Source organism: Sphingosinicella sp. (assembly GCF_052387495.1).
GTDB lineage: Bacteria > Pseudomonadota > Alphaproteobacteria > Sphingomonadales > Sphingomonadaceae > Allosphingosinicella.
On the sequence record NZ_JBQTJC010000161.1, the window covers coordinates 1 to 4,472 of the forward strand.

General features: G+C 67.3%; 6 protein-coding genes. 1 reads left to right on the plus strand and 5 read right to left on the minus strand.

Annotated features, from left to right (window positions below; all coding sequences use genetic code 11):
* Positions 1-849: MATE family efflux transporter (locus tag ACT4N8_RS09105; RefSeq protein ID WP_444857813.1), on the minus strand; the 849-nt coding region annotated here is incomplete at its 3' end.
* A 5-nt stretch (positions 850-854) separates the two neighbouring features.
* A complete protein-coding gene (locus tag ACT4N8_RS09110) occupies positions 855-2,300 on the minus strand; it encodes a M20/M25/M40 family metallo-hydrolase (RefSeq protein ID WP_444857814.1) in 1,446 nt (481 codons plus the stop codon).
* 78 nt (positions 2,301-2,378) lie between these two features.
* Between ACT4N8_RS09110 and fsa the strand changes: the two genes are divergently transcribed.
* Complete coding sequence (gene fsa, locus ACT4N8_RS09115; protein WP_444857815.1) at positions 2,379-3,032, plus strand: fructose-6-phosphate aldolase; 654 nt, start codon at positions 2,379-2,381, stop codon at positions 3,030-3,032.
* A gap of 136 nt (positions 3,033-3,168) precedes the next feature.
* On the opposite strand, the gene ACT4N8_RS09120 is transcribed toward fsa, so the two are convergent.
* The 3 genes from ACT4N8_RS09120 to ACT4N8_RS09130 form a co-directional block, all read right to left on the minus strand.
* Positions 3,169-3,774: a JAB domain-containing protein gene (locus ACT4N8_RS09120; RefSeq protein WP_444857817.1), complete on the minus strand. Its 606-nt coding sequence runs from the start codon at positions 3,772-3,774 to the stop codon at positions 3,169-3,171.
* The gene (locus tag ACT4N8_RS09125) at positions 3,714-4,196 is read right to left on the minus strand and encodes a hypothetical protein (protein ID WP_444857818.1); all 483 of its coding nucleotides are present in this window, start codon (positions 4,194-4,196) and stop codon (positions 3,714-3,716) included. Before ACT4N8_RS09125 ends, ACT4N8_RS09120 begins: the two co-directional genes overlap by 61 nt.
* 48 nt (positions 4,197-4,244) lie before the next feature.
* Positions 4,245-4,472: hypothetical protein (locus ACT4N8_RS09130; RefSeq protein ID WP_444857816.1), on the minus strand; the 228-nt coding region annotated here is incomplete at its 5' end.

The window sequence follows — 4,472 nt, forward strand, 5'->3', positions numbered from 1 at the left end:
GATGAAGAATTGGTAGCGGATGCCGTTGGCGGCGAGGATCACCGGCCCTTCGAAGGCGCCGTCGCGGACCAGCATCAGGATCGCGGCGGTGAGCAGCATTGTGCGGATGAAGAGATCGCGGTTCATCCGGAGCAGGGCGCCGAGCGCGCTGCGGTGCCAGGTGGCGCGGGCGAAGACGAGGCGGAAGCCCTGCCGCGCCGGCGCCGCGCGGGCGGCGATGAGCGCGAGCGCGAGCAGCTTGCCGCCTTCGGACAGCAAGGTGGCGAAGGCGACGCCGGCGACGCCCCAGCCGAAGCCGAGCACGAAAAGCAGGTCGAGGCCGATATGGATGAGGTTCGCCGCGACCTCGACGATTAGCACGGCGCGGACCTGCCGCCGCCCGATCAGCCAGCCGACCAGAGCGGCGTTGATGAGCCAGAGCAGCCCGCCCCAATAGCGGATCCCGACATAGGTGCGGGCGTGCTCCGCGACGCCGCCGCGGGCGTAGAGCAGCTCGAGCCCCGCCGGGATCGCGAGCGGCATCGCGGCGAGCAGCACCGCGGCGATGACGAGGCCGAGGCCGAGCGCGCGGGCCAGCGTCGCCGCCTGCGCCTCGGCGTCGCGGCGCCCGCTCGCCTGCGCGGTCAGGGCGATCGTGCCGGTGCGCAGGAAGTTGAAGACGACGAGCAGGCCCATCATGAACTTGGCGCCGAGCTCGACCCCGGCCTGCGCCTCGGCGTCGCCGAGCTGGCCGATCACCCAGAGATCGGCGAGGCCGAACAGAGCGGTGGCGACGTTGGTGAGCATCGCCGGCAACGCGATCGCCCAGATCGCGCGATGGAATCCGGGCGCGGGCGGAGCGGCGGCCAATGGGATCAGCCGTCGGTGAGCAGGTTCGCGATCACGGCGACGCCGCGCCAGAGATTTTCGAGGCGGAGATTCTCGTCCTCGGCATGCTGGTTGTTGTCGTGGTTCCACAAGGCGACGGTGACGCTCGGCGCGCCGCGCTCCTGGCGGATCAGGTAGAGCGGCAGGCTGCCGCCGAGGCTCGGCAGGAGAACGAACTCGCCCTGCGCGCGCATCGCTTGCGCAAGGCGCTGCGCGAAGGGGTGGTCGAGCGGGGTGCGCTCGGCGGGATAGCCGGGCTCGCGGGTGACGCGGGCGATGCGCTCGAAGCGGCGGCGTTCCGCCATCGTCGGCTCGCGGTCGAGCACTCCATAGCCCTGGGCGCGGATATGATCGATCACGCGCTGGACCTGGCGGTCGGGGGTGTTGCCGAGGACGAGGCGGAGATCGAGCGCGGCGGTCGCCTGGGTCGGGATGACGTTGCGCGAATTGGCGCCGACATCGGCGCTGCGCATGCCGTTGATGTTGAGCGAGGGCAGGTTGATCGCCTCGGTGAGGGTCGCGCCGCCGCCCTCGGTCCAGCCGAGGCCGAGCTCGGCGCGCAGCCGCTCATCGGGCGGCGGCACCGCGGCGATGGCCGCGCGCTCCGCCTCGGTCAGCGGAACCGCGTCGTCATAATAGCCGGGAATCGTCACCCGCCCGGTCGAGTCCTTCATCGAGGCGAGCAGCTCGGCGAGCATCAGCGCCGGATTGGGCGCCCAATTGCCGTAATGGCCGCTGTGAAGCGGGCGCGCCGGCCCATAGACCGTGACCTCCATGTTGACGTCGCCGCGCACGCCCAAAGTGAGCTGGGGCGGGCCGGACTGGTGGGCGGGACCGTCGACGATGATCCAGCCGTCGGAGCGCAAGGTGTCGCGGTGGCGGCGGAGCAAGGCGGCGAGATTGGGCGAGCCCGCTTCCTCCTCGCCCTCGAAGACGATCCTCAGGTTGAAGGCGGGCTGCCTTCCTTCGGCGCGGAGCGCGTCGATCGCGGCGAGGATCGCCATCACTCCGGCTTTGTCGTCCGACGCGCTGCGCGCGTAGATCCGCGCCTCGGCGCCCTCGCCGACCAGCCGCGGCTCGAACGGCGGCGTCACGGTCCAGTCCTCGGCCGTCACCGGCTGGCCGTCATAATGGGCGTAGATGACATGGGTGCGGGTCGCGCCCGGGACGAGCCACTCGCCGTAGATGAGCGGCGGCGCCGCGCCGTCCTCGCTCTCGAGCAGACGGGGATTGAGGTCCCGCCGCCGCATCATCGCCATGATGTGATCGGCGTTGCGGCGGATATCGGCGCGGTTCGAGGCGACGTTGGGAATCGCGAGCAAAGGCAGATATTCGTCGAGGATCGCCTGGCGGTTCGCATCGACCCACGCGCGCGGCTCGGCCGCGGCGGGGGCGGCGAGCAGGACGAAGAGAGGGATGAGCCAGCGCAGCATTTCTTGTCTCCCGCGATTGCCCGCGGGCTTGCTCCCACGCTAAGCCGGTGCGGTCAACCGCGTCAGGGGCCGCACCAAATGAAATTCTTCGTCGACACTGCCGACACCGCCGAGATCCGCGACCTGGCCGAAACCGGCTTGCTCGACGGCGTCACTACCAATCCCAGCCTCGTTCACAAATCGGGGCGGGATTTTATGGAGGTGGTGAAGGAGATTTGCGGGATCGTCCCCGGTCCGGTCTCGGCCGAGGTGGTCGCGCTCGATCATGACGGGATGATGCGCGAGGCCGAGATCCTGCGGAAAATCGCCGACAATATCGCGGTCAAGGTGCCGCTCACCGTGGACGGCCTCAAGACCTGCAAGAAGCTCACGAGCGACGGGACGATGGTCAACGTCACTTTGTGCTTCTCGGCCAACCAGGCCTTGCTCGCCGCCAAGGCGGGGGCGAGCTTCGTCTCGCCCTTCGTCGGCCGGCACGACGATGTCGGCTATCCGGGCATGGAGCTGATCGCCGACATCCGCCTGATCTACGACAATTACGATTTCAGGACGGAAATCCTCGTCGCCAGCGTGCGCAACCCGATCCATATCCACGACGCCGCCAAATTAGGCGCCGACGTGATGACCGCGCCGCCGGCGGTGATCCGCCAGCTCTTCAGGCACCCGCTCACCGACAACGGCATCAAGGCCTTCCTCGCCGATTGGGAGAAGACCGGGCAGAGCATCGGCTGAGCTGGCGCCGGGTCGGGCCGGCCGATCGGGTGGCGATCCGCCGGCCCTAGCCACCGGCCAAAGGTGGCTGCGCAAACAGTCTCTCCAAATCGAAAGAAGTGTCGGCGTATTTTAAAGTATTCATCGTAGAAAACGATCAGTCCGCCGCAACATCCTGCAAAGTATCGAGATAGCCCATCATTCTGAAGCTCGCCCAGCCGGCGCGCGAAATGACGAGATGGTCGTGCAGGCAGATGCCCATCATCCGGGCCGCTTCGGCGATTCGGCGTGTCGCATCGATGTCGCCCTGGCTTGGCTTTGGGCTTCCGGAAGGATGGTTGTGAACGAGGATGATCCCGGTGGCGCCCACTTCGAGCGCGCGCTTCACGACCTCGCGGGGATAGGCCGGGGCTTCACCCACCGTTCCTTCCCAGACGAGGTCGTCGTCGATCAGCTCGTTCTGGGAGCTCAGGAACAGGACACGAAAGCGCTCGTGGATCAGGTTCGCCATGTCCGCCCTGAGATAGTCGAGCAGCTGCTTGGAGGTCGAAACGACCGGGCGACGCGCCATCGGCAGACGCAGGCAATGGAGCAGGCCCGCCTGTACCTTCCCGAGAAACCGGGCGGGGCCCGGGCCGGTGATGCGGGCGCGATCTCTCATTCCGACGGAAAGCGCGGCGGCCAGCGATCCGAATTCGGCGATCAGGGCGTCGGACCAAATGGCCGCTTCGGCTGGCCAGGCAGGTCGGAGGAGCGAGTCCAGGAGGGATCGGCACCGTTCCGGATCATGCGCCGGCGATGTGCCACCGTCCCCAGCACGATCATCAGAAGGATCGGATAGCTCCAGATCGAAAGGACGACTGCATAGGCCCACGGTATCACTTGCGGGCGTAACAGCATCGCCAAGTGCCCGACCACGCCGAGCCCCAGGAGGGCGCTTACCCATATCGTCCAAAACCTATTGGCGCGCAACGCGAGGAGGACGAAGGCCAGGAAGACGAGGATATCGACAATGAAAACTCCAACCTCAACGCCCTGAAAGCGAACCGGGACAGCCGAATAGACGAGGAAGCTCGCGACGCATGAGGCGGCGTAGACGGCGGCGCCTACTCGCTCCGGGCCTCCTCCTGCGACGAAAGCGTAGATCGAGCATGCAAAAAGCAGCGCGAAGAAGAAGTAGTTCACCGCTTGACCGGATCATGATTGCACGGTCCGGTCAAGCGGGGCACTTGCCTACGCAACGGCGCGAATATGGGCGATCGGCGTAACCTCGTTCGTCCGCGCTTCGGTAAACGGATTGGGTTTGGGCACGGTGTCGCCGGAGCTCACTTCCTGAAGGCCGATCTGGGCTCGGGCGAGGTCGAGCGACTGGTGCGTCTCGACGACTCGGCGGCGCGCCAGCACGAGCGAGGCGAAGGCCTCGGCCGACTTGTCGAAGGCGTCCTGGCCGATCATCGCGGG